The sequence below is a fragment of the Pistricoccus aurantiacus genome (genome assembly GCF_007954585.1).
In the GTDB taxonomy this organism is placed as follows: domain Bacteria; phylum Pseudomonadota; class Gammaproteobacteria; order Pseudomonadales; family Halomonadaceae; genus Pistricoccus; species Pistricoccus aurantiacus.
Map to the genome: position 1 here is coordinate 3,089,966 of NZ_CP042382.1, position 20,804 is coordinate 3,110,769.

Annotated in this window: 21 protein-coding genes and 1 other RNA gene; 4 read left to right on the plus strand and 18 right to left on the minus strand. The window is 60.9% G+C overall.

Annotated features, from left to right (window positions below; all coding sequences use genetic code 11):
- Nucleotide 1: 1 nt before the first annotated feature.
- The 11 genes from murG to rsmI all read right to left on the minus strand — a co-directional run bounded on the left by murG (nt 2) and on the right by rsmI (nt 12,152).
- Nucleotides 2–1,093 carry an undecaprenyldiphospho-muramoylpentapeptide beta-N-acetylglucosaminyltransferase gene (murG, locus tag FGL86_RS14585; RefSeq protein ID WP_246131653.1) on the minus strand — a complete coding sequence of 364 codons (1,092 nt, stop codon included), beginning with the start codon at nt 1,091–1,093 and terminating at the stop codon, nt 2–4.
- Complete coding sequence (gene ftsW, locus FGL86_RS14590; protein ID WP_147185287.1) at nt 1,090–2,304, minus strand: putative lipid II flippase FtsW; 1,215 nt, start codon at nt 2,302–2,304, stop codon at nt 1,090–1,092. The genes murG and ftsW overlap by 4 nt, the downstream gene beginning before the upstream one ends.
- A complete protein-coding gene (gene murD / locus FGL86_RS14595) occupies nt 2,301–3,713 on the minus strand; it encodes a UDP-N-acetylmuramoyl-L-alanine--D-glutamate ligase (RefSeq protein WP_147185289.1) in 1,413 nt (470 codons plus the stop codon). The genes ftsW and murD overlap by 4 nt, the downstream gene beginning before the upstream one ends.
- A gap of 34 nt (nt 3,714–3,747) precedes the next feature.
- Nucleotides 3,748–4,830 carry a phospho-N-acetylmuramoyl-pentapeptide-transferase gene (mraY, locus tag FGL86_RS14600; protein WP_147185290.1) on the minus strand — a complete coding sequence of 361 codons (1,083 nt, stop codon included), beginning with the start codon at nt 4,828–4,830 and terminating at the stop codon, nt 3,748–3,750.
- Nucleotides 4,831–4,839: 9 nt separating this feature from the next.
- Complete coding sequence (locus FGL86_RS14605) at nt 4,840–6,210, minus strand: UDP-N-acetylmuramoyl-tripeptide--D-alanyl-D-alanine ligase (RefSeq protein ID WP_147185292.1); 1,371 nt, start codon at nt 6,208–6,210, stop codon at nt 4,840–4,842.
- On the minus strand, nt 6,207–7,742 hold the full coding sequence (locus FGL86_RS14610) for a UDP-N-acetylmuramoyl-L-alanyl-D-glutamate--2,6-diaminopimelate ligase (RefSeq protein ID WP_147186224.1): 1,536 nt from the start codon (nt 7,740–7,742) through the stop codon (nt 6,207–6,209). The genes FGL86_RS14605 and FGL86_RS14610 overlap by 4 nt, the downstream gene beginning before the upstream one ends.
- Nucleotides 7,743–7,762: 20 nt before the next feature.
- Entirely contained in the window at nt 7,763–9,496 is a 1,734-nt protein-coding gene (locus FGL86_RS14615) for a peptidoglycan D,D-transpeptidase FtsI family protein (protein WP_147185294.1), read from the minus strand.
- Nucleotides 9,493–9,807, minus strand: coding sequence for a cell division protein FtsL (ftsL, locus tag FGL86_RS14620; RefSeq protein ID WP_147185296.1), 315 nt, complete (start codon nt 9,805–9,807; stop codon nt 9,493–9,495). Before ftsL ends, FGL86_RS14615 begins: the two co-directional genes overlap by 4 nt.
- Nucleotides 9,808–9,815: 8 nt before the next feature.
- Nucleotides 9,816–10,751, minus strand: coding sequence for a 16S rRNA (cytosine(1402)-N(4))-methyltransferase RsmH (rsmH, locus tag FGL86_RS14625; RefSeq protein WP_147186225.1), 936 nt, complete (start codon nt 10,749–10,751; stop codon nt 9,816–9,818).
- Between the two features lie 86 nt (nt 10,752–10,837).
- Nucleotides 10,838–11,198: RNase P RNA component class A (gene rnpB / locus FGL86_RS14630), an RNA gene on the minus strand.
- A gap of 84 nt (nt 11,199–11,282) precedes the next feature.
- A complete protein-coding gene (rsmI, locus tag FGL86_RS14635) occupies nt 11,283–12,152 on the minus strand; it encodes a 16S rRNA (cytidine(1402)-2'-O)-methyltransferase (RefSeq protein ID WP_147185297.1) in 870 nt (289 codons plus the stop codon).
- Between the two features lie 42 nt (nt 12,153–12,194).
- On the opposite strand from rsmI, the gene FGL86_RS14640 reads away from it, so the two are divergent.
- From FGL86_RS14640 to FGL86_RS14655, 4 genes are read left to right on the plus strand one after another with little or no spacing between them, the layout of a single operon-like run.
- The gene (locus FGL86_RS14640; protein ID WP_147185299.1) at nt 12,195–13,943 is read left to right on the plus strand and encodes a penicillin-binding protein activator; all 1,749 of its coding nucleotides are present in this window, start codon (nt 12,195–12,197) and stop codon (nt 13,941–13,943) included.
- A 7-nt stretch (nt 13,944–13,950) separates the two neighbouring features.
- Nucleotides 13,951–14,331: a YraN family protein gene (locus FGL86_RS14645; RefSeq protein ID WP_147186226.1), complete on the plus strand. Its 381-nt coding sequence runs from the start codon at nt 13,951–13,953 to the stop codon at nt 14,329–14,331.
- A 23-nt stretch (nt 14,332–14,354) separates the two neighbouring features.
- Entirely contained in the window at nt 14,355–14,948 is a 594-nt protein-coding gene (locus FGL86_RS14650) for a phosphoheptose isomerase (RefSeq protein WP_147185302.1), read from the plus strand.
- A gap of 5 nt (nt 14,949–14,953) precedes the next feature.
- Nucleotides 14,954–15,529: a BON domain-containing protein gene (locus FGL86_RS14655; RefSeq protein WP_147185304.1), complete on the plus strand. Its 576-nt coding sequence runs from the start codon at nt 14,954–14,956 to the stop codon at nt 15,527–15,529.
- Nucleotides 15,530–15,650: 121 nt separating this feature from the next.
- Here the strand turns inward: FGL86_RS14655 and FGL86_RS14660 are convergent, their stop codons facing one another.
- The 7 genes from FGL86_RS14660 to rplM form a co-directional block, all read right to left on the minus strand.
- Entirely contained in the window at nt 15,651–16,136 is a 486-nt protein-coding gene (locus tag FGL86_RS14660) for a ClpXP protease specificity-enhancing factor (RefSeq protein WP_147185306.1), read from the minus strand.
- A gap of 49 nt (nt 16,137–16,185) precedes the next feature.
- Nucleotides 16,186–16,812 (minus strand): glutathione S-transferase N-terminal domain-containing protein, encoded by a 627-nt coding sequence (locus tag FGL86_RS14665; RefSeq protein WP_147185307.1) that lies wholly within the window; start codon nt 16,810–16,812, stop codon nt 16,186–16,188.
- 165 nt (nt 16,813–16,977) lie between these two features.
- Nucleotides 16,978–17,745: a cytochrome c1 gene (locus FGL86_RS14670; protein ID WP_147185309.1), complete on the minus strand. Its 768-nt coding sequence runs from the start codon at nt 17,743–17,745 to the stop codon at nt 16,978–16,980.
- Nucleotides 17,745–19,004, minus strand: a complete 1,260-nt coding sequence (locus FGL86_RS14675; RefSeq protein ID WP_147185312.1) for a cytochrome b — start codon at nt 19,002–19,004, stop codon at nt 17,745–17,747. Before FGL86_RS14675 ends, FGL86_RS14670 begins: the two co-directional genes overlap by 1 nt.
- Nucleotides 19,004–19,600, minus strand: a complete 597-nt coding sequence (gene petA, locus FGL86_RS14680; protein ID WP_147185314.1) for a ubiquinol-cytochrome c reductase iron-sulfur subunit — start codon at nt 19,598–19,600, stop codon at nt 19,004–19,006. Before petA ends, FGL86_RS14675 begins: the two co-directional genes overlap by 1 nt.
- 214 nt (nt 19,601–19,814) lie before the next feature.
- Nucleotides 19,815–20,204, minus strand: a complete 390-nt coding sequence (gene rpsI, locus FGL86_RS14685; RefSeq protein WP_147185316.1) for a 30S ribosomal protein S9 — start codon at nt 20,202–20,204, stop codon at nt 19,815–19,817.
- Nucleotides 20,205–20,217: 13 nt separating this feature from the next.
- On the minus strand, nt 20,218–20,646 hold the full coding sequence (gene rplM / locus FGL86_RS14690; protein ID WP_147185318.1) for a 50S ribosomal protein L13: 429 nt from the start codon (nt 20,644–20,646) through the stop codon (nt 20,218–20,220).
- Nucleotides 20,647–20,804: the final 158 nt, after the last annotated feature.

Sequence of the window (20,804 nt, forward strand, 5' to 3'; positions counted from 1 at the left end):
GTTATCGCTCAAAACCAACCTCCATGCAGCCATCGGCCAGCCGCTCTATCGCATCGAGCCGAGCGTTGGCCCGGGCCTTGCTTGCCATGGCCGCCAGTATGGCGGGATTCAGAAGCGTCGCAAGCCGATTGCTCAATGCTTCGGCGGTCAGACCGGCCTGAGGCATCAGTTGCGCCGCCTCCACGTCCAGCAGCACTCGGGCATTGGCGGTTTGATGGTCGTCCACCGCGTGAGGATAAGGCACCAGCAGCGCCGGCTTGGCGGCGGCGGCGAGTTCCGAGATTGTCAAGGCACCGGCACGGCATACTACCAGATCCGCCCAGTCATAGGCGACTGCCATGTCGTCGATAAAGGCGGTAACTTCCGCCTCGATGCCTTGCTCCGCGTAGGCCTGGCGAGTCACCGCATCCTTGTCCCGCCCCGCCTGATGAAACACTTCCGGGCGTTTCTCCACCGCCAGGCGCGCCAAGGCTTCGGGAAGATAACGATTCAAGGCCAGGGCGCCCAGGGAACCTCCCACCACCAGCAGGCGCAGGCGTCTTTCCCGCATGATTTCCGCGGATCGAGGCATCTCGCCCAAGGCAGCGATATCACGACGTACCGGATTGCCGATCACCTGGACGGAACGTCCGGAAATCGCACCGGGAAAGGCCGCATAGATGCGCCGCGCCAGCTTCGCTAAAGCGCGATTGGTGAGTCCCGCCAAGGCGTTCTGCTCGTGAATGACCAGCGGGCGACGCATCAACCAGGCGGCCAGCCCCCCCGGGCCGCTGGCAAAGCCACCAAGCCCCACCACCACTTGGGGGTCATAGTCAGCGATCACTCGGCGAGCCTGCCACACCGCACGGCTGAGCCGCCAGGGAACCGCCAGCCAGCCGGCGATGCCATTACCTCGCAGCCCCGAGACGACCACTCGATGCAACGGGATATCCGCCTCCGGCACCAGGCGATTCTCGATGCCGCGGGGGCTGCCCAGCCATTCCACTTTCACGCCCCGCCCTCGCAGTTCTTTTGCCAGGGAAAGCGCGGGAATGACATGGCCACCGGTCCCTCCGGCCATGATCAGAGCGCGACGCGCTGCCGGTGCATTCATGCTCGCTCTCCACTGACCTGGCCGGAGGGACGCCGCGCGGCGGTGGGCCGCGAGCGTCGCACCGCGCGCCGGGTATCCACATCGACCCGGACGAGCAGCGCCACCATTACCGCGCTGATCAACAGGCTGGAGCCGCCATAGCTGAGCAGGGGCAGCGTCAGCCCCTTGGTCGGCAGCATGCCGGTACTGACCGCAATATTGATGAAGGCCTGGGAACCGAGAACCAGGGCAATGCCGTAGCTCAAATAGGCGGCAAAAGGCAGTCGCGCCAGTTCCGCCCGGCGCCCGGCGGCCAGGGCGCGATAGACCAGCAGCGCGAACAGGCCGATGACCGCCATGGCGCCTACCAGCCCGAGCTCCTCGGCGATGACCGCGAACACGAAATCCGTGTGCGCTTCCGGCAGGTAGAAAAGCTTCTGGATGCTGTTGCCGAGTCCCAGGCCGAACCATTGCCCCCGCCCGTAGGCGATCAACGCCTGGGTCAGCTGATAGCCGCTGGCGAACTGATCCGCCCAGGGATCGGCGAAGCTCGTCAGGCGCGCCAGGCGGTAGGGTTCCGCCACTGCCGCCAGAGCGCCCAGTACCACCAGGATCACCGCCAGCAGGAAAAAGCGCCACAGCGGCGCGCCGGACATCAGCAGCATGCCCATCACGCAGCCGGTCATGACCACCACGGCACCGTAGTCCGGCTCGAGAATCAGCAGCATGGCGAAGATGCCCATCACCATCAGCGGACGCAGAAAAGCACCCCACTCCCGGCGCACTTGAGGCAGAAAACGCTCAAGATAGCTCGCCACATAAATGATCAGACATAGCTTGGCGATTTCCGAGGCCTGCAGATTGAGCGGAATGCCGGGAAGCGAAATCCATCGCTTGCTGCCGTTGACTTCGCGGCCCACGAACAGTACCGCGATCAACAGCACGATACCCAGCAGCAGCAGGAACTGGCCGTTGACTCGCCACCAACCCAGAGGAACCTTGTAGGCTACCAGGCCGACGGTAATGGCAAGCAGTACGAAGATGCCGTGACGCAGGCTGAAATAGTAGGGATTACCTGTCAACCCAGTGGCAACTTCCGTGGAGGCAGAGGTCACCATGACCCAGCCAATCAGCATCAGCGAAAGCGCGGCGAAAAGCAGCCAGCCGTCGAAGGGCTGATCCGCGGTGGAAAGCCTTGCGGTCATCCGCTTCAAACCGGCAACTAGCCTCATGAATTCGACTCCTCGATCTGACCGGATACCTGCGCCAGCACCCAGCGGCGAAAGGTTTCGCCGCGCGCTATATAGCTGGGGAATTGATCGAGGCTGGCGCAGGCCGGCGACAGTAGCACGCAGTCGCCGGGTTCCACGATACGCCTGGCCTGCTCCAAGGCCTCGTTCATGTCAGCGAATTCGCTTACCGACACCCGCTTGCGCACCGCGTCTGCTAGCCGCGGGCCATCGATTCCGAAGGTCAGTACCCGACGAGCATAGCGGGAAAGCGGCTCGCCCAAGGGCGAGAAATCCGCGCCCTTTCCCTGCCCTCCGGCCAGCAGGATCAGCTTGCCCGTCAGGGTCGGCCCCAGGCCGTTGATGGCGGCCAGGGTTGCACCAACGTTGGTACCCTTGGAATCGTTGATCCAGCTCACCCCATCCACCTCCGCAATGACCTCGCAGCGATGTGGCAACCCCTCGAACCGCTCCAGCACCTCGAGCATGGCCTTCATCGGAAGACCCAGTTGGTGGCCCATGGCCAGGGCCGCCAGGGCATTCGCCTGATGATGACGGCCTTTGAGCTTCATACGCGAGCAGGCCAGCAAAGCTTCGTCACCGTGCATCAGCCAGGCACCCTCGCCCGACACGGGCTCGCTGATGCCCCACTGACGGCCCAACGGCGGCTGGGTGGTGAATTCATCCGCTGACAAAGCCGGATCGTCCGGCCAGGTCAGGGGATCCTCCGCGTTGACCACCGCATGACCCGCACCACGGAAGATCGATGATTTGGCACGGCGATAGGCATCGAGACTTCCATGGCGATCCAGATGATCTTCACTCAGGTTGAGGAAGGCGACGCTGTCCGCCTCGAGTCGCGGGGTCATTTCCAGTTGAAAACTCGAAAGCTCCAGCACGAAAAGTGCCGACTGAGAATACTCATGCAGCAGATCCAGCGCTGGAGTGCCCAGGTTGCCTCCTACCGCGACTTCGATACCGGCATTTCGCGCCATGTCTCCCAGCAGAGTAGTCACCGTCGACTTGGCGTTGGAGCCGGTGATCGCGGCGACTCGCCCGGGATTGGTACGCTTGTTCAGCGCATGGCGAAAAAGAGCGATCTCACCCACCAGGCGTGGCTCGCCGGTGACGGGATTGAGCGACTCCGCAAGCCCCTCGAGCCCAGGCGTGCGGGGATCGACTCCCGGACTCAGCACCACTTCCCGGGCCTTGCACAGGTCCAGCTCGGTCAAGGGACCGTAGTGTACCGTCACTTGCGGATAGGCCTTCTGAAACGCCGCCAGCCCGGGAGGCACTGATCGGGTGTCCGCCATCATGAAAGGCCTGCCCAGGCGTGTCAGATACCGGGCGATCGCCGTTCCGGATACTCCCAGTCCCACTACCAGGGTGGTATCTTCAGGCACCTCGATCATGGCTGCTTTCCTTTCGCTCACGTCAACACCGATCCTAGCGAATCTTCAAAGTGGCAAGGCCCAGCAGCACCAACACCACGGTAATGATCCAGAAGCGCACGATGACCCGTGGTTCCGGCCAGCCCTTGAGCTCGAAATGATGATGCAGCGGCGCCATGCGAAAGATGCGGCGCCCGGTCATCTTGTAGGAACCCACCTGCAGGATCACCGACAGGGTTTCCATGACGAAGACCCCGCCCATGATGAACAGCACGATTTCCTGGCGCACGATCACCGCCACCACCCCCAGGGCCGCCCCCAGGGCCAGGGAGCCGACGTCCCCCATAAATACCTGGGCCGGATAGGTGTTGAACCACAGGAAACCCAGCCCGGCGCCGGCGATGGTGCCGCAGAATACCGCCAGCTCTCCGGCGCCGGAGATCATCGGAATATGCAGATAGTCGGCGAACACCGCGTTGCCGCTGACGTAAGCGAATACCGCAAGCCCCATGGCCACCAGTACCGTGGGCATGATCGCCAGACCGTCCAGTCCATCCGTCAGATTGACCGCGTTGGAACTGCCGACAATCACGAAGTAGCTGAGTATCACGAAGAAAAACCCCAGCGGCAGGATGATCTCCTTGAAGAACGGCACCAGCAGGCTGATTTCCACCGGGCTTGCGGCGGTGAAGTATAGTACCAGCGCCGCCCCCAGACCGATGACCGACTGCCAGAAATATTTCCAGCGGGCCGGCAGGCCGCGAGGATTCTTTTCCACCACCTTGCGATAGTCGTCGATCCATCCGATCGCGCCAAACCCCAGGGTCACCGCCAGGGTCAGCCAAACGTAATGGTTGGTGAGATCCGCCCAGAGTAGGGTACTGATCGCCATGGCGATCAGGATCATCGCCCCGCCCATGGTCGGGGTGCCGGCCTTGGAAAGGTGCGACTGCGGGCCGTCATCCCGCACCGCCTGGCCGATCTGGCGTTCCACCAGACGTCGAATCACCAGCGGCCCCAGCCACAGACACAGCAGCAAAGCTGTCAGCGCGCCTAGCACGATGCGTAGCGTCTGATAGCTGAAGGCATTGAAGGCGCTTTGAAATTGGGCCAGAAATTCAGCCAGAAAAAGCAGCATGTATCGTGTTCACCTTGATCCGTCGCAGCGCAGCGCCTCGATCAGCCGTTCCATTCCGGCACTGCGTGAGCCCTTGACCAGGACGCTGGCCCCGGCAGGCAAATGATCCCGGGCATGGCGCGCCAGCGCCTCCCAGTCGTCGAAATGATGCCCGTTGTCGCCGAAGGCCCCGCTCGCCGAACGCGCGGGTTCCCCCAGGGTGCCGAGAAAGTCGATGCCCAGGCAACGAGCATGATGGCCGATCTCCGCGTGCAGACTGGCCGCTTCGTCACCGAGCTCTCCCATCGCACCCAGCAGGCACCAGCGCGGCGCCGGCAGAGCGGCCAGCAGATCGAGGGCCGCCTTCACCGCGCCAGGGTTGGCATTATACGTATCATCGAGCAGACGTGTATGGCGAATGCCTTCCACCAGCGACAAGCGTCCCGACAAGGGTTCGACCTTCGCCAGTGCCTCCGCCAGTGCGTCAGCGGACAGGCCCATGGCCAAGGCCGCCGCGCTGGCCGCCAGGACATTGGCGACGTTGTGACGCCCCATCAGCGCCAGCTGCACCCGCCCCAGGCAACGTCCGTCATGGTGAAGCGTCACCGCGTAGCGCCCCAGCGCGTCGCAGACGAGATTCGAGCCGCGCAGCCGCGCCTTTTCATCGAAGCCGAAATCCAGCACCTCGTGACTGCCCGCCAGGCGTCGCCAGAAGGGAAAGAACCGATCGTCGCGATTCAATACCGCAACACCGCTGGCAGCCAGACCGCACAGGATTTCTCCCTTGGCCTGGGCAATGTTGCCAAGGCCGCCGAATTCTCCCACGTGGGCGCCGGTCACATTGGTGATTACCGCCACGTTCGGCTTGGCCAGGGCGCAGGTCCAGGCGATCTCGCCGAGATGATTGGCACCGAGCTCCACCACCGCCTGGCGATGACGAGAAGTCAGTTCCAGCAGGGTCAGAGGCGCGCCGATATCGTTGTTGAGGTTGCCCCGAGTCGCCAGCACCGGCCCCTGAGTGGCCAGCAGGGCCGCGAGGATTTCCTTGACCGTGGTCTTGCCGCTGTTGCCGGTAATTGCCGTCAAGGGCCTGCCCCAGGCCAGCCGGCGCGCCTGACCCAGCAGACCGAGGGCCAGACGAGTATCCGGTACCATCAACTGAGGCAGCGGATCATCTACCCGACGCGACACCACTGCCGCCAGGGCGCCCGTCTCTCGCGCCCTGGAAATGAATTCATGGCCATCGAAGCGCTCCCCAAGCAGGGCGACGAACACCTGTCCCGAGGCCAGCTTACGGCTATCCGTGGTGATCGATTCAACCCGAGAAGCCGTGTCAATCGGACATTCACAGCCCAGCGCCTTGGCCAGCTCCCCCAGTGTCCACGTCTCGGTCGCGCTCATCGCGTCGCCTCTCGATCATTCAGCACATCGCGAACAATCCGCACGTCGGAAAAGTCATGGCGCACGCCGTCGATCTCCTGATAGGTTTCATGCCCCTTGCCCGCCACCAGGATGACGTCTTCGGCTTTCGCCGCCTGGATGCAGCACCGGATCGCCTGCTCCCGCCCCGCCAGACACCAGATCCGCTCATCCTCTGGTTCGTCGAGCCCCGCCAGGATCTCATGACGGATCAAAGCGGCATCCTCGCCTCGCGGATTGTCGTCGGTAATGACCAGACGCCGGGCGCGAGTCGCCGCTACCCGGGCCATCTGCGAACGCTTGCCGGTATCCCGCTCGCCGCCGCAGCCGAACAAGCACCACAGCTCTCCCTGGCGACCCAGATGCGCCTGCAGCGCCTGCAGCGCGTTATCCAGCGCATCCGGGGTATGGGCGTAATCCACTACTACCTTGGGCCGGCCCGGCACGGTGACGAGCTGCATACGTCCGGGTACCGGGGCAAGGGACTCTGCCGCCTCGACAAGTGCGTCCAGCGACTCCCCCAGGCCATAGAGCGTGGCGATGGCCAACAGCACGTTGTCCAGATTGAAGCGCCCCATCAGGGCCAGTTCCAGGGCAAACTCACCCCGGGGCCCGGCCACCAGCACCCGCTGACCGGCGGGATGCGGTTGCCAGTCCAGCACTCGGAGAGTCGTGGCCTCGTCGCTGCCGGCGGCCAGCACGCGAACGTCCGGGGGCAAGCCCGCCAGCATCAGGCGCGCCAGGGAATCATCGGCGTTGACCACCGCAAGTTCGAGTTCAGGGCGCTTGAAAAGGCGCGCCTTGGCAGCAGCGTAAGCGCCCATGCCGGGATGATAATCAAGATGATCCCGGCTCAGGTTGGTGAATACCGCCACCTTGACCGGGCAGCCTTCGAGACGGTTCTGATCCAGAGCATGGGATGATACCTCCATGGCGACCCGGGTCACGCCTTGAGCCGCGAGCTCACCGAGCATGGCCTGCAGTTCCAGCGGCCCCGGCGTGGTCTGACGCCCCTCCCGCAGATGACCCGGGCGCCCGTGACCCAGAGTGCCGACGATGCCGCAGGGCCGCCCCAGGATTTCACTAAGCGCGGCGATATAGTGGGTGACGGAGCTCTTGCCGTTGGTGCCGGTCACGCCGATGATTTCCATTTCCCCGGGCACCGCGAACAGCCGGCGTCCCCACTCTCCCAGACGGCTCTTGAGATCCTCGAGACCGATCAGTCGCTTATCTCGAGGCGAGGCGCTTTCCTGCTCATCCAGATGGCCCTGTTCATCAAGGTGATCTTCATCCAGATGAAATAGCACCAGCGCTGCCTCGGCCTCCAGGGCTCGGGAAATATAGCGACGACCGTCCGAGGCGACCCCGGGCACGGCGATGAAAACATCGCCGGCACGCAGTTCGCGACTGTCGAGTACCAGGCGCAGCGAGTCTGGCAAAGAGGGCATTTCTCGGGTGCATCCCGGCCAGCAGGCCTCGAGGGCTTGGATCAGCGCCTGACTATCGACCTGCATATATTCGACTCCAGAACCGTTCATGAATCCGTCGCCTCCGTCGCTACAACCGGCTGGTCCGGGGGGACGTCCAGCAGTCGCAGCGCGCTGCCCGCCACTCGGGAAAATACCGGTGCCGCCACGGCCCCGCCATAGTATTCGTCTCCCTTGGGATGATCGATCATCACCACGGTGACGATACGCGGGTTCGAGACCGGCGCGATGCCTACGAAGACACTGCGATAGGCGTCTTCCTTGTAGCCCCCGGTGCCGGAGGTCTTGCGCACGGTGCCGGTCTTGCCGGCGATGCGATATCCCGGCACTAGGGCGCGGTGCGCTCCAGTACCAGGCTGCACTACCTGGTCGAGCATATTCAGCACATCATCGGCAACACCGGGCTCGATGGCGTCGATCGTCAGAGGAGGCTCGTTCAGCTTGAGCAGCGACGGCGGCACACGCTTGCCGCCGTTGGCAATCGCTGTATAGGCACTGGCTATCTGCAGGGCCGATACGGAAAGCCCGTAGCCGTAGGCCAAGGTGGCGCGCTTGCTGCGGGGCAGGCGTATCGGTGAGGGCAGGCTCCCGGCGGACTCCCCGGGGTAGCCGGTTTCCGGACTCTGTCCTAGACCCAGCCGCTGGTATTTTTCCAGCACGGCGGTCTCGGGAATATCCAGCGCCAGGCGGGTCATGCCTATATTGGAGGATTTCACCAGTACGTCCGTCAGGCTGAGATCCTTGTAATTGCGAAAATCCCGGATGGTGAAACCGTCGATACGCATCCATCCCGGGGCGGTGTCGAGTATGGTGCTCGGATGATAACGCCCGGTTTCCAGCGCCGCGGCCATGGCCAGGGGTTTCATCACCGAGCCCGGTTCGAAGGCGTCCACTACCGCCTGGTTGCGCAGACCGTGCGGATCGAGCCCGGCGCGGTTGTTGGGGTTGTAGGAAGGCTGGTTGGCCATGGCCAGCACCTCTCCGGTATGTGCATCGAGCATGACCAGAGTACCGCCGTCCGCGTTGTTTTCATTGACCGCCGCCTTGAGCTCGCGATAGGCCATGTACTGCAGCCGCTGATCGATGGCCAGAGTCAGATCGCCGCCCGGGTCCGCCTCTCGCAACAGGTGGAGATCCCGCACCAGGCGTCCGCGACGATCCTTGAGCACTCGGCGCTTGCCCGGCGTACCGGTAAGATACGAATTGTAAGCAAGCTCGAGGCCTTCCTGGCCCTGATCGTCCACATCCGTAACACCCAGAAGCTGGGCGCTGACCTCGCCGGAAGGATAGTAACGCCGGTATTCGTTCTGTCCATAGACACCGGGCAGGCCGAGATCGAGCACCCGCTTGGCTGCCTCCGGAGTCATCTGACGGCGCAGGTACATGAATTCCTTGTTTCGATAACGCTCGAGCCGCTTGTCGAGACTATCGACCTTGATTCCCAGGGCCTGGGCCAGCATCAAGCGTTGAATATTGTCCTCGGGTATCTGTTCCGGGTTGGCCCAGAGGCTGACCACCGGCGTCGAGATCGCCAGGGGCTCACCGTAGCGATCGGTGATCATGCCGCGGTGGGCGCTGATGGATTCGGTGCGCAAGGTACGAGCATCCCCCTGCCCCTGCAAAAAGGTGCGATCGATCACGTGCAGATCGACGATACGCACCGCTAGAGCGCCCAAGGCCAGCATTACCAACCCCAGCATCAGCCAGTAACGACCGGCGCCCAACGGCTCGCTGGGAGGGCGTCGACGCGGCGTGGTCGCCCGACGATTGCTTTCACTCATGGCTGAATCACTTCCACCTGTTCCACGTCCGGCAGTCGCATGTCCAGACGCTCGCTCGCAACCCGCTCGACCCGGGAAGGCGTCGACCAGGCGCTTTCCTCGAGCAGCAGCTGTCCCCATTCGGTCTGCAGCTGATCCTGTTCTCGCTCGAGCTGCTGCAGCCTAGCGTATTGCACCCGGGTCAGATGGCTGGCGCTGATCACCGCCACGGCGCTGGCCAGGGTCAGCAGGGTCAGCAGCGCCACCACCAGCAACCAGAAGGAAAGCAGCCCGTGTCTCCTGGCGGGCATCGATGTCTTTGCCTGGGCCATGCTGAGCTCTATTTCCGTTTGCGCGCCACGCGCAGTACCGCACTGCGCGCACGAGGATTGCGTTCGACTTCATCGCCGGCGGGGCGTCGCGCCTTGCCCAGGGATTCCAGGCGACGCTCCAGTTGATCATCACGAATCGGCATGCCCCGGGGCAGATGGCTATCGCCGCGCACATGCTCGCGAATGAAACGCTTGACCCGCCGGTCTTCCAGAGAGTGAAAGCTGATCACCACCAGATGCCCCCCCGGCGCCAGGGCTTCCAGTGCCGCCTCGAGGGCAGCGTCGAGCTGCTCCAGCTCGCCGTTGACATGAATGCGCAGCGCCTGAAAGACCCGGGTGGCTGGATGCTTGTGCTTTTCCCAGGCAGGATGCGCCGCCTTGACGACTTCTGCCAGATCCAGTGTACGAGTGAAGGGCCGCTCGGTGCGGCGGGCGACGATGGCGCGGGCCAGGCGCTTGGCGAAACGCTCCTCGCCGTAGGATTTGAATACTCGAACGATATCCTGCTCCCTCGCCCGTGCCAGCCAGTCCGCGGCGCTTTCGCCCTGATCCGGGTCCATGCGCATGTCCAGCGGCCCGTCGCGCAGGAAACTGAAGCCGCGCAACGGGTCGTCCAGTTGCGGTGAGGACACGCCGATATCCAGCAGAATGCCTGAAAGCTTGCCGAACAGCCCTTGTCGCGAGGCGATATCGTCAAGCTGTGCAAACTCGCCGCGCAGGAAGCTGAAGCGCGTATCCGCAAGACGCTGGGCTTCGGTTTCCGCCTGGGGATCGCGATCGATCGCGATCAGACGTCCGGCATCATTCAGGCGGGAGAGAATCGCTCGGGAATGTCCGCCACGACCGAAGGTTCCATCCAGATAGACGCCACCGGGATCGTGAACGAGCGCATCCACGGCGCCATCGAGCAACACGCTGGCATGGCGGTAGGAAGGCGGCGCCATGCTATTGGACGTCGTGTGGTTGGGAGCCACGTCATTATCGGAGGACGACATGCGGTTCTCGATGCTGGAAAAGCTGACTGAAAAAAGGAGGGAGCCGGCCGATAAGCCGGGTTCTGTCGTGGACAGTCATTCCTCTAGGGAGCGCGTCGCCACGCTCCTCAAGCAACCTACCCGAACCCAGCGCGGGCCACGCCAACGGGTTCCTATTTGGTCTTGCTCCGAGTGGGGTTTACCGTGCCACGCACTGTTACCAGGCGCGCGGTGCGCTCTTACCGCACCCTTTCACCCTTACCGGTCTTCCTGCGAAGACGTAGGCGGTCTGCTCTCTGCTGCACTGGCCGTCGGCTCACGCCGCCCAGGCGTTACCTGGCACTCTGCCCTGTGGAGCCCGGACTTTCCTCCCCCGGCGGCTTGTAGGCCACCGGCGGCGACTGTCTGGCCGACTCCCAGGCGGGCAAGCATAACAGCGCTCCCTGGCCCGCTCAACCAACCTTTCCCGCGCTCCGCAAGGTTTAGTCTAATAACACTGCATTAACCAGAATGATCCTTCTCTCCATCCTTAATCACCTGAGCCTTGGCATACCAATCCTTGCGAGCCCCTCCCAGCAGGCGCGCCGCCACCTGAGACGCCTGCTTGACGCCGATGCCCTCCTCGAGCAAGGTCCGCAGCAATGTTTCGGCTTCTACCCTGGTGCTTTCCTCCGCTTCGATATGCGCGCCTTCCACCATCAGCACGAATTCGCCCCTGGCCTGATTGGCATCCTCATTCATACGGGCAAGGAACTCCTGTGGCGTGCCATCGAGAAAGGTTTCGAAGGTCTTGGTCAATTCACGTCCCAGCACCAGACGCCGCTCGCCGTACACCGTCTCCATATCCATCAAGGTAGCCTGAATGCGGTGGGGAGACTCATAGAACACCAAGGTTTCCTCGCGCTTGGCGAGGGCTTCTAGCCGGGCACGGCGCGGCCCCTGCCTGGCGGGCAGGAACCCCTGAAAGGTAAAGTGATCCGTGGGCAGCCCGGCGGCACAAAGTCCAGCGATCAAGGCGCAGGCGCCGGGCACCGGAATCACTCGATGCCCGGCCCGACGCAGTTCCCGCACCAGCAGAAACCCCGGATCGCTGATCAAGGGCGTGCCGGCATCGCTGATCAGCGCGACGCTCTGTCCCGCTTCCAGATAGCGAGTGATTCGCGCAACCCGCGTACTCTCGTTATGTTCGTGAAGGGATAGCATTGGCCGCTCCAGCCCCAGATGGCGCAACAAGCCTGCGCTGTGGCGGGTGTCTTCCGCAGCGACACAGGCCACCTCCCCCAGCACCCGAGCCGCTCGCGGCGTTAAATCCTCGAGGTTACCAATCGGTGTGGCGACCACGTACAATGCGCCGTAATCGGGAGCTGTCATGGCATTTCCAGAAGCTAGTAATCCAAAAAGGGAATGAAGTCGATGAAAACACCGTTGCGGAGCCTGTGGGCAATGGCGCTGCTTACACTTGCGCTACTCATCCTGGGGTTAGGTGGCTGCGCCACCCAGTCGCCCCTGCTTGAGCGGGCAACCGGTCCATCGGCGGATGCGCTGCTGCGTCAGGCGGAGCAACAGGATCCATCCCAGGCGGCGGCTACCCGCTTTCGCGCCGCAGATATCCTAGCACGAGAGGGCAAAGACACCCAGGCGATGGAGGTTCTTGCCAACCTCGACGATGGCAAGCTACCGCCGCAGCAGCGCGTGCAGTGGGCGCTGCTGCTATCGCGTCTGGCGCTTGATAATCAGGACGATTCCCGTGTTCTTCAGGCAACGGCGTTGCTCGAAGACGGGCTCGACCTGTCTCTGGATCAAGCCAATACCCTACTTGAACGGCGCGGCCTGGCGCTGGGCAATGTCGGCGAGCCCCTGGCTTCCCTGGAAGCGCTTCTGGCGGTGCAGTCAAGCACCGACGACGACACGCTCAACGACGCGATCTGGCGCCAGCTTTCCCGGCTCGACACCGCCGGGCGTGGAGAGTTGGCCAAGGACGCGAACAGCCTGACTCGGGGCTGGCTGTCATTGCTGGAATTGCAGCGCCAAAGCAACGGCGATATCTCGCGTTTCTTTGATCAGCTGGAAACCTGGCGCAGTGAAAACCCGCGTCATCCCGCGGCGCGGCGGCTGCCGGAGGATCTCGTGACCCTGGGAGAGCTTCGCGGCACGCGAGTCGAACGCATGGCGATCCTGCTACCCAGCGATGGCCCACTGGCGGAGGTAGCCAAGCAGATTCGTCAAGGCATCGAGAGTCGTCATGCCATCGCCGAGCGTGAGGGCGACCAGCCCCCCGATTTGATCTATCTCGACACCTACCAGGCGGATCTGGAAAGTTTGTATGCCCAGGCGGTCATGAATGGCGCCCAGGTGGTGCTCGGTCCGCTGAGCAAGGAAAAGGTCAGCGAGCTCGAGAGCCGTCAACAGCTGCCGCTGCCCACCCTGGCGTTGAACTACGGTACTGCTTCCCGTAGCCAAGCGAGCAATCTTTTCCAATATGGCCTATCCGTGGAAGACGAGGCCGAGGTAATCGCTCGGGGTGCAGCCCGAGACGGCCACCGCCTCGCCGCCGCCCTGGTACCGGACAATGACTGGGGCCAGCGGGTCGGCGAGGCCTTCAAGCAGGCTTTTGAAGAACAGAACGGCGAAGTTGCCGTTTTGCTCCATTACAATCCCAAGGAGCCGGTCAATCATACCGTGGCTCGTCTGCTGCGGCGAAGCGGCGACGTGGACATGCTGTTCCTGCTGGCTCTGCCGAGCTATGCACGCCAGGTCCCCCCCAATCTGGACTATCATGACGCCCGCGAAATGCCGATCTATGCCACCTCCCAGAGTTACGAGGGCCGGCCCCAGCCGCGTATCGATCAGGACCTCAACGACATTCGTTTCGTCGACATTCCCTGGCTGATTCCGGATGCCGCCGCCGGCGGGGCGGATGCCCTGCCTTTTGGCGACAGCTACCAAGAGCTTTCCGAGGACAAGGATCCGGGACTGCTCAAGCTCAACGCCATGGGGGTGGATGCCTTCGAACTCGGGCGCCGCCTGCCTCAGCTCCAGGCGCTGCCCGGCAACGTGATGAGTGGCGCTACCGGTCGGCTGGGAATTGGTGACAACGGGCGTATCGAACGTGACCTGCCTTGGGCGCAATTCGCCGATGGCGTTCCACAGTTGCCCCGCTGATAGCATGATGAAGCCATTGTCTCCAGGTCCACAGGACGCTCGCCGGCGAGGCGCGACCGTCGAAACCCTGGCGGGGGAATGGCTGGAACAAAAGGGGTTGACGCTGATCGCCCGCAACCAGCAGGCCAAGGGAGGTGAGATCGATCTGGTGATGCGAGACGGTGAGACTCTGGTATTCGTGGAGATACGTCATCGTGCCGATACGCGACACGGTCATCCTCTGGAAACCGTCAACGTGACCAAACAGCGCCGTCTGGTCAAGGCTGCGCGTTTTTATCTCGCCCGCGAAAGGCTATCATGTCCCTGTCGATTCGACGTGGTGGCCGTTCTCGGCAGGTTACCGAATCTCGACTACTTCTGGGTCAAGGCCGCTTTCGATGCGTACTGACCGCTCCGGATCAGGAAGCCAAGATGGATTTTCAAGCACGTATTATCGAGCACTTCAATCACAGCATCGACACCAAGACCTATGCCAGTGAAGTGCTTCCTCCTTTCATCGAAGTGGCCAGCCAGATGATGGTGCAGTGCCTGGTCAACGAAGGAAAGATTCTGGCATGCGGCAACGGCGGCAGCGCCGGAGACAGTCAGCATTTTTCCTCGGAACTGCTGAACCGCTTCGAGCGGGAGCGCCCGAGCCTGCCCGCCATGGCGCTGACCACGGACACCTCCACGCTCACCTCCATTGCCAACGACTACAGCTACGACGAGGTCTTTTCCAAGCAGATTCGCGCTCTGGGTCAGCCTGGCGATATTCTGCTGGCGATCTCTACCAGCGGCAACTCCGCCAACGTGGTCCAGGCAATACAGGCTGCTCATGACCGGGACATGACCGTGGTCGCCCTGACCGGTCGGGACGGGGGCAACATGGTGTCGCTGCTGGGCCAGGACGACTGCGAGATTCGCGTTCCTGCCACCTCCACTGCACGCATTCAGGAAGTTCACCTGCTGGTGATTCACTGTCTCTGCGATTTAATCGACGAACAACTTTTTGGCGCTATCGAGTGATCCCTATGAAAAAGACGACTCTGACTCCTCTCCTGCTGGCTTTGGCTCTTGGGCTGGGTGGCTGTACCACCGTAGCCAAGGTGTCGAACACCGGCCCGATTCAGGAAAACTACGGTGAGCGCACCCTCGGCATGAAAGTCGAGGACGAGAGCATCGAAACCAAGATCGACGTCAATCTCGGCAAGTACGACGCCCGCCTGGACGATGCCCATATCAATGTCGACAGCTACAACGGCGTCGTACTGCTGACCGGTCAGGTACCCAGCGAGGAACTCAAGAGCAAGGCGGAAAACATCGCCCAAGAGGTTCGTAATGTGCGTATCGTGCACAACGAATTGACGGTAGCCGCGAATCTGCCCGCCTCGCAGAAAGTTTCTGATGGCTGGCTAGCGACCCGCATCAAGACGAGCCTGGCAACCAATGGCAACATCGATTCCAGCCGTATTCTAGTTGTAGTGGAAAATTCCACCGTGTATCTGATGGGCATGGTGACGCGCGCGGAGAGCGAGCGTATCGTCAAGGCGGTTTCGGAAATCAGCGGTGTAAGGCGCATCGTCAAGGCGTTTGAATACCTCGACTGAGACGTAGCCGCTTGACTCGTCCAATCCTGTAAAACAAGACGCCCCGGACAAGTCTGTCCGGGGCGTCTTGTAATCGTTGTATCACGCCTCTAGTTACGATGCATGATCCACTTGCGACAGTTTACTTGACAACTTTCAGGGACGGCTTTTTTTTCGCTCCGACTTTCGACGTCTCTGAAGCGGCGCTGTTGCCACCTTCCGTCTCTTCGGCATCCTTCGACACCCTGGTCAGCGTCGGCGCGCCTTGCTTTTCGCGCTGAGAATCGTCGGCGGTTTCCCCTTCCTGCACCGGCATGATCGGCTCGTGCCCGAATACCATGCCGACCCCGTTTTCCCTGGCGTAGATCGCGATCAAGGCATCGCTGGGGATGACGATCTGGGTCGACTGTCCACCAAAACTCGCGCTGAAGGTTACCGCGGACAGATTCAACTCTAGGTCTCGCACCGCCGTGGGGCCGATATTAAGCACGATCTGACCGTTTTGTACCAGATAGCGCGGTACCTGTACGCCTTTTTGTTCCGCGTCGACAACGATATAAGGGGTTTGGTGGTTGTCCAGCAGCCACTGGTAAAGCGCCTGGACGAGATAAGGACGGCTTGACTGCATCGGACTCTCTCCTGTCATGGGTTAGCGCCTGGGTTAACGAATCAATGGCTCAACCGCGCATTTCACGCTCGGTCTCGGAAAGCGAGGCCTTGAAGGCATCGCGCTCGAAAAGCCGCTCCATATAATCCATCAGCGGCTTGACCTGCTTTTCCGGCAGCTCGATATCCCAGGACGGCAGGCGCCACAGTATCGGCCCCATGCAGCAGTCCACCAAGGAGAAATCTTCACTCATGAAGAAAGCCATGTCCTCGAAGATCGGTGCAATACCCACCAAGCTTTCGCGCAGTTCCTTGCGTCCCTTTTCCGCTTCCTTTTTGCTCCCACTTTGAATGCGCTCGATCATCGGGCACCACTCACGCTCGATACGATGCATCCAGAGACGACTTTGTGCCCGCGCCACCGGATAGACCGGTAACAGTGGCGGATGAGGAAAACGCTCATCAAGATATTCCATCATGACCTTGGACTCATAGAGTACTAGATCACGATCCAGCAACGTCGGCACGCTGTTGTAAGGGTTGAGATCTTCGAGTTCCTGGGGATGGTTGCCTTCCGAGACATCGACAATGTCGACGGCGACGCCCTTCTCCGCCAGCACGATCCGTACTCGATGACTAAAGTGATCATCACTGCCAGAGTAGAAGATCATCGACGACCGCTTAGCCACTACACCCATGAAACAATCCTCGTATCTAGTCGAACCGCCATGATAACACGTCCGTCTTTGTCTCTGGTGTCGGAAAATCGGCTTCGTATCAGTCCATGGGGCACGGTTGCACTTGCCATAAACAAAAAGGGCGTGGGGTTCATTGAACCCCACGCCCTTCACCAGCCTTACCGATCAGTGGATGTCGCGCCAGTATTCCTTTTTGAGGAAGTAGGCGATCACACCAAAGATCAGAATGAAGATCAGCACTTTCGGCCCCAGCGCCTGAGCCTGCAGCTTGGAAGGCTCACCTACATAGGCCAGGAAGTTGGTGAGATCATACATCGCTTCATCGAACTCTTCCGGCTCGAGTTTGCCGGGCTCGACCACCTGCAGGACATCGCAGGATTGGTACTTGCCAGTCAGCGGATCTGGCTCGGATCCTTCCACCGGCTCATCGGTTTCCGCGCAGGTCAATTCCTGCACACCTTGTAGCTGCTCGAGCGCATGGGGCATGCCGACCAGCGGAAACACCGTGTTGTTGATCCCCAAAGGACGCTCCGGATCCCGATAAAAACTGCGCAGGTAGGTGTAGATCCAATCGGTACCGCGCAGCCGTGCTGTCAGGGAAAGGTCCGGCGGCGCCGCGCCGAACCAGCCTTCCGCGTCACTGGCGTTCATGGCATTTTGCATCTGGTCGTTGAACTTCTGTTCACTCGAGAAAATCAGGTTCTCGGTGACCAGGTCCTCGGGTATGTCCAGATCCTCCGCGGCACGAGCATAGCGTTGATGCTCCAGGGAATGACAGCCCATGCAGTAGTTGGTGTAGAGCTGCATGCCATGCTGCAGCGAAGCCTTGTCGCTGAGATTCGGCTCCATCTCATCGAGATGGACTTCACCGCCGGCGGCGAAACCGGTCAGCGGCACCAGTGCAATCAGCAGTGCGAACAGTTGTCTTTTCATTAACCTGTCACCCTTTCCGGAACGGGTTTGGTCTTCTCGAAGCGCGTGTAGAACGGCATCAGCAGGAAGTAGGCAAAATACACGACGGTGCATATCTGAGCGGTCAACGTGCGAAGGTCCGTAGGCGCCAATGTACCGAGAACTCCCAGAATGACAAAGCTGATGACGAACAACCCCAGCATGATCTTGGAAATCCAGCCCTTGTAGCGCATCGAGCGAACCGGGCTACGATCGAGCCAAGGCAGCACGAACAGAATCGCGATCGAGGCGCCCATCATGATGACCCCCCAGAACTTCGAGTCGAGCCCGAACAAAGAGAAGGTAATCGCCCGCAAGATGGCGTAGAACGGCGTGAAGTACCATACCGGCGCGATATGACTCGGCGTCACAAGCGGATCAGCAGGCTGGAAGTTGGGTTTTTCAAGAAAGTAGCCGCCGCCCTCAGGAAAGTAGAAGATCACCGCGGCGAACACGAAGAGGAATACCGCCACCCCGACTATATCCTTGACCGTATAGTACGGATGGAAGGGAATGCCATCCAGAGGCTTGCCCGTTTCATCCGTCTTGGCCTTGATATCGATGCCGTCCGGGTTGTTGGAGCCCACTTCGTGCAAGGCGATGATGTGCAATACTACCAGCGCCAGAATCACGATGGGCAACGCCACCACATGCAGAGCGAAGAAGCGATTCAAGGTGATGCCAGAAATCAGGAAGTCGCCGCGAATCCACTGAGTCAAGTCGTCGCCTATCACTGGAATGGCGGAAAACAGCGAGATGATTACCTGGGCACCCCAGTAGGACATCTGGCCCCAAGGCAGCAGATAGCCCATGAAGGCCTCGGCCATCAGCGCCAGATAGATGATCATGCCGAAAACCCAAATCAGCTCCCGAGGCGCCTTGTAGGAGCCGTACATCAAGCCGCGGAACATGTGCAGATAGACCACCACGAAGAAAGCAGTGGCGCCGGTAGAATGCATATAGCGAATCAGCCAGCCGTACTCCACGTCCCGCATGATGTACTCGACGGAGGCGAAGGCGCCTTCGGCGGTGGGATTGTAGCTCATGGTCAACCAGACGCCGGTCAGAATCTGATTGACCAGGACCAGCATGGCGAGAGAACCGAAGTAATACCAGAAATTGAAATTTCTGGGTGCGTAATATTTGGACAGGTGCTCCTGCCACATCTGAGTGGCGGGGAAACGATCGTCGACCCAGCGCATGAAACCGCTTTCGGCCTTGGCCTTGTTAGGATTAGCCATTAGCTCGCCTCCTGTTCTTCACCGATGACGATAACGTCGTCGGTGTCATAGCGATACGGCGGCACCACTAGGTTGGTCGGCGCCGGCACCCCGGTAAATACACGCCCCGCGAGATCGAAGCGCGATCCGTGGCAAGGACAGAAATAGCCACCAGGCCAAGTGTTTCCCAAGTCCGCCGCTCCGGGTTCTGGACGGAAGACGGGCACACAACCCAAATGCGTACAAATCGCGATTAATACCATGTATTCAGGCTTGATCGAACGTAATACCGGATCCACATAAGACGGCTGCTGATCGACTTCGGACTTAGGATCCCGCAGTCGTGATGGATCAAGCTCCTTGATCTGCTCGATCATCGCTTCACTGCGGTGCAATATCCAGATCGGCTTGCCTCGCCACTCCACGGTAACTTGTTGACCCGGCGCGAGTTTCGATACATCCGCCTGTACTGGCGCACCAGCCGCTCGGGCCTTGGCACTTGGCTGCCAGGAAGCCACGAAGGGAACCGCCACTCCAACCGCACCTGCCGCTCCCACCACGGTAGTCGCACCTATGAGGAAACGGCGTCTCCCCTTGTTCACGCCGTTATCTGCCATTTTATGGTTTCTCCCATCAATGAATCCGCACGCATGCTTTTCTTGTGCATCTCGCCAGCTACGCAAAACTGCGATTATCCTAAGAAAACGCGCTCATCAAAACAAGTTACTGAATGCATGGATCGCCAGGTATTATAATCGATGTTCTTGAATTGTAATAAAAAAGCGCCCGGATACTGAGGCATCCGGGCGCTTTTGTCGCAGTCTTCCGCGTTTAACGCTTGGAGAACTGAGGACGACGACGCGCCTTGCGCAGACCCACTTTCTTACGCTCGACTTCACGAGCGTCGCGGGTCACATAACCGGCTTCACGCAATGGACGGCGGAAATCCTCATTATAGCTCATCAGGGCGCGGGTGATACCGTGACGAATGGCGCCCGCCTGTGCGGAGCCTCCACCGCCCTTGACGGTAACGAAGACATCGAACTGACCTTGAGTATCCGTCAGCTCCAACGGCTGACGAACCACCATACGACCGGTGACACGGCCGAAGTAATCGTTGAGATCCTGGCTGTTGACAGTGATCTTGCCGCTGCCCGGCTTCATAAAGACGCGAGCGGTGGACGTCTTGCGGCGTCCGGTACCGTAATACTGTTGTGACATGGCGTTCTATCCCTTAGAGGTTCAATGCTTGCGGCTGCTGCGCGGCATGCGGATGCTCGCCGCCGGCGTAGACCTTGAGCTTGGTGTACATGGCGCGACCCAGTGGACCCTTGGGCAACATCCCTTTGACGGCGGATTCAATAATGCGCTCCGGCGCATGATCGAGCATCTTCTCGAAGGTCATGGAACGTAGACCGCCGGGATAGCCGGTATGGCGGTAATAGGTCTTTGCGGCGGCCTTGTTACCGGTCACCCGGACCTTTTCCGCATTGATCACTACGATATAGTCACCGGTATCCACGTGGGGGGTATATTCCGGCTTATGCTTGCCACGCAGGCGACGCGCGATTTCCGTCGCCAGGCGACCGAGCGTCTTGTCCGCCGCGTCAACGACGAACCAGTCGCGTTGAACGGACTGTGGCTTGGCACTGAACGTCTTCATGGATTGAATCACCAAATTGATGTGTTGGGCCTGGCACCCTGACAAGGGTACGCGACCATCCCTATTTTTCTTGGTTGTCCGACAAAGAGTCTTTCTTGCCGGACAACAGTGGAGCGAGCGCGCATTGTACACGACTCTTTTCGCAGAGTTAAGAGCAT

What these genes read in the sequence shown, in the direction of transcription:
- FGL86_RS14640 (WP_147185299.1), top strand. Translation starts at nt 12,195, where the DNA reads ATGAAAACACCGTTGCGGAGCCTGTGGGCAATGGCGCTGCTTACACTT.
- rplM (WP_147185318.1), bottom strand. Translation starts at nt 20,646, where the DNA reads ATGAAGACGTTCAGTGCCAAGCCACAGTCCGTTCAACGCGACTGGTTC.
- mraY (WP_147185290.1), bottom strand. Translation starts at nt 4,830, where the DNA reads ATGCTGCTTTTTCTGGCTGAATTTCTGGCCCAATTTCAAAGCGCCTTC.
- murD (WP_147185289.1), bottom strand. Translation starts at nt 3,713, where the DNA reads ATGATCGAGGTGCCTGAAGATACCACCCTGGTAGTGGGACTGGGAGTA.
- ftsW (WP_147185287.1), bottom strand. Translation starts at nt 2,304, where the DNA reads ATGAGGCTAGTTGCCGGTTTGAAGCGGATGACCGCAAGGCTTTCCACC.
- FGL86_RS14655 (WP_147185304.1), top strand. Translation starts at nt 14,954, where the DNA reads ATGAAAAAGACGACTCTGACTCCTCTCCTGCTGGCTTTGGCTCTTGGG.
- FGL86_RS14670 (WP_147185309.1), bottom strand. Translation starts at nt 17,745, where the DNA reads ATGAAAAGACAACTGTTCGCACTGCTGATTGCACTGGTGCCGCTGACC.
- FGL86_RS14605 (WP_147185292.1), bottom strand. Translation starts at nt 6,210, where the DNA reads ATGAGCGCGACCGAGACGTGGACACTGGGGGAGCTGGCCAAGGCGCTG.
- FGL86_RS14645 (WP_147186226.1), top strand. Translation starts at nt 13,951, where the DNA reads ATGAAGCCATTGTCTCCAGGTCCACAGGACGCTCGCCGGCGAGGCGCG.
- FGL86_RS14660 (WP_147185306.1), bottom strand. Translation starts at nt 16,136, where the DNA reads ATGCAGTCAAGCCGTCCTTATCTCGTCCAGGCGCTTTACCAGTGGCTG.
- FGL86_RS14610 (WP_147186224.1), bottom strand. Translation starts at nt 7,742, where the DNA reads ATGCAGGTCGATAGTCAGGCGCTGATCCAAGCCCTCGAGGCCTGCTGG.
- petA (WP_147185314.1), bottom strand. Translation starts at nt 19,600, where the DNA reads ATGGCAGATAACGGCGTGAACAAGGGGAGACGCCGTTTCCTCATAGGT.
- FGL86_RS14615 (WP_147185294.1), bottom strand. Translation starts at nt 9,496, where the DNA reads ATGAGTGAAAGCAATCGTCGGGCGACCACGCCGCGTCGACGCCCTCCC.
- FGL86_RS14665 (WP_147185307.1), bottom strand. Translation starts at nt 16,812, where the DNA reads ATGGGTGTAGTGGCTAAGCGGTCGTCGATGATCTTCTACTCTGGCAGT.
- FGL86_RS14650 (WP_147185302.1), top strand. Translation starts at nt 14,355, where the DNA reads ATGGATTTTCAAGCACGTATTATCGAGCACTTCAATCACAGCATCGAC.
- rpsI (WP_147185316.1), bottom strand. Translation starts at nt 20,204, where the DNA reads ATGTCACAACAGTATTACGGTACCGGACGCCGCAAGACGTCCACCGCT.
- rsmH (WP_147186225.1), bottom strand. Translation starts at nt 10,751, where the DNA reads ATGGCGCCGCCTTCCTACCGCCATGCCAGCGTGTTGCTCGATGGCGCC.
- FGL86_RS14675 (WP_147185312.1), bottom strand. Translation starts at nt 19,004, where the DNA reads ATGGCTAATCCTAACAAGGCCAAGGCCGAAAGCGGTTTCATGCGCTGG.
- rsmI (WP_147185297.1), bottom strand. Translation starts at nt 12,152, where the DNA reads ATGACAGCTCCCGATTACGGCGCATTGTACGTGGTCGCCACACCGATT.
- murG (WP_246131653.1), bottom strand. Translation starts at nt 1,093, where the DNA reads ATGAATGCACCGGCAGCGCGTCGCGCTCTGATCATGGCCGGAGGGACC.
- ftsL (WP_147185296.1), bottom strand. Translation starts at nt 9,807, where the DNA reads ATGGCCCAGGCAAAGACATCGATGCCCGCCAGGAGACACGGGCTGCTT.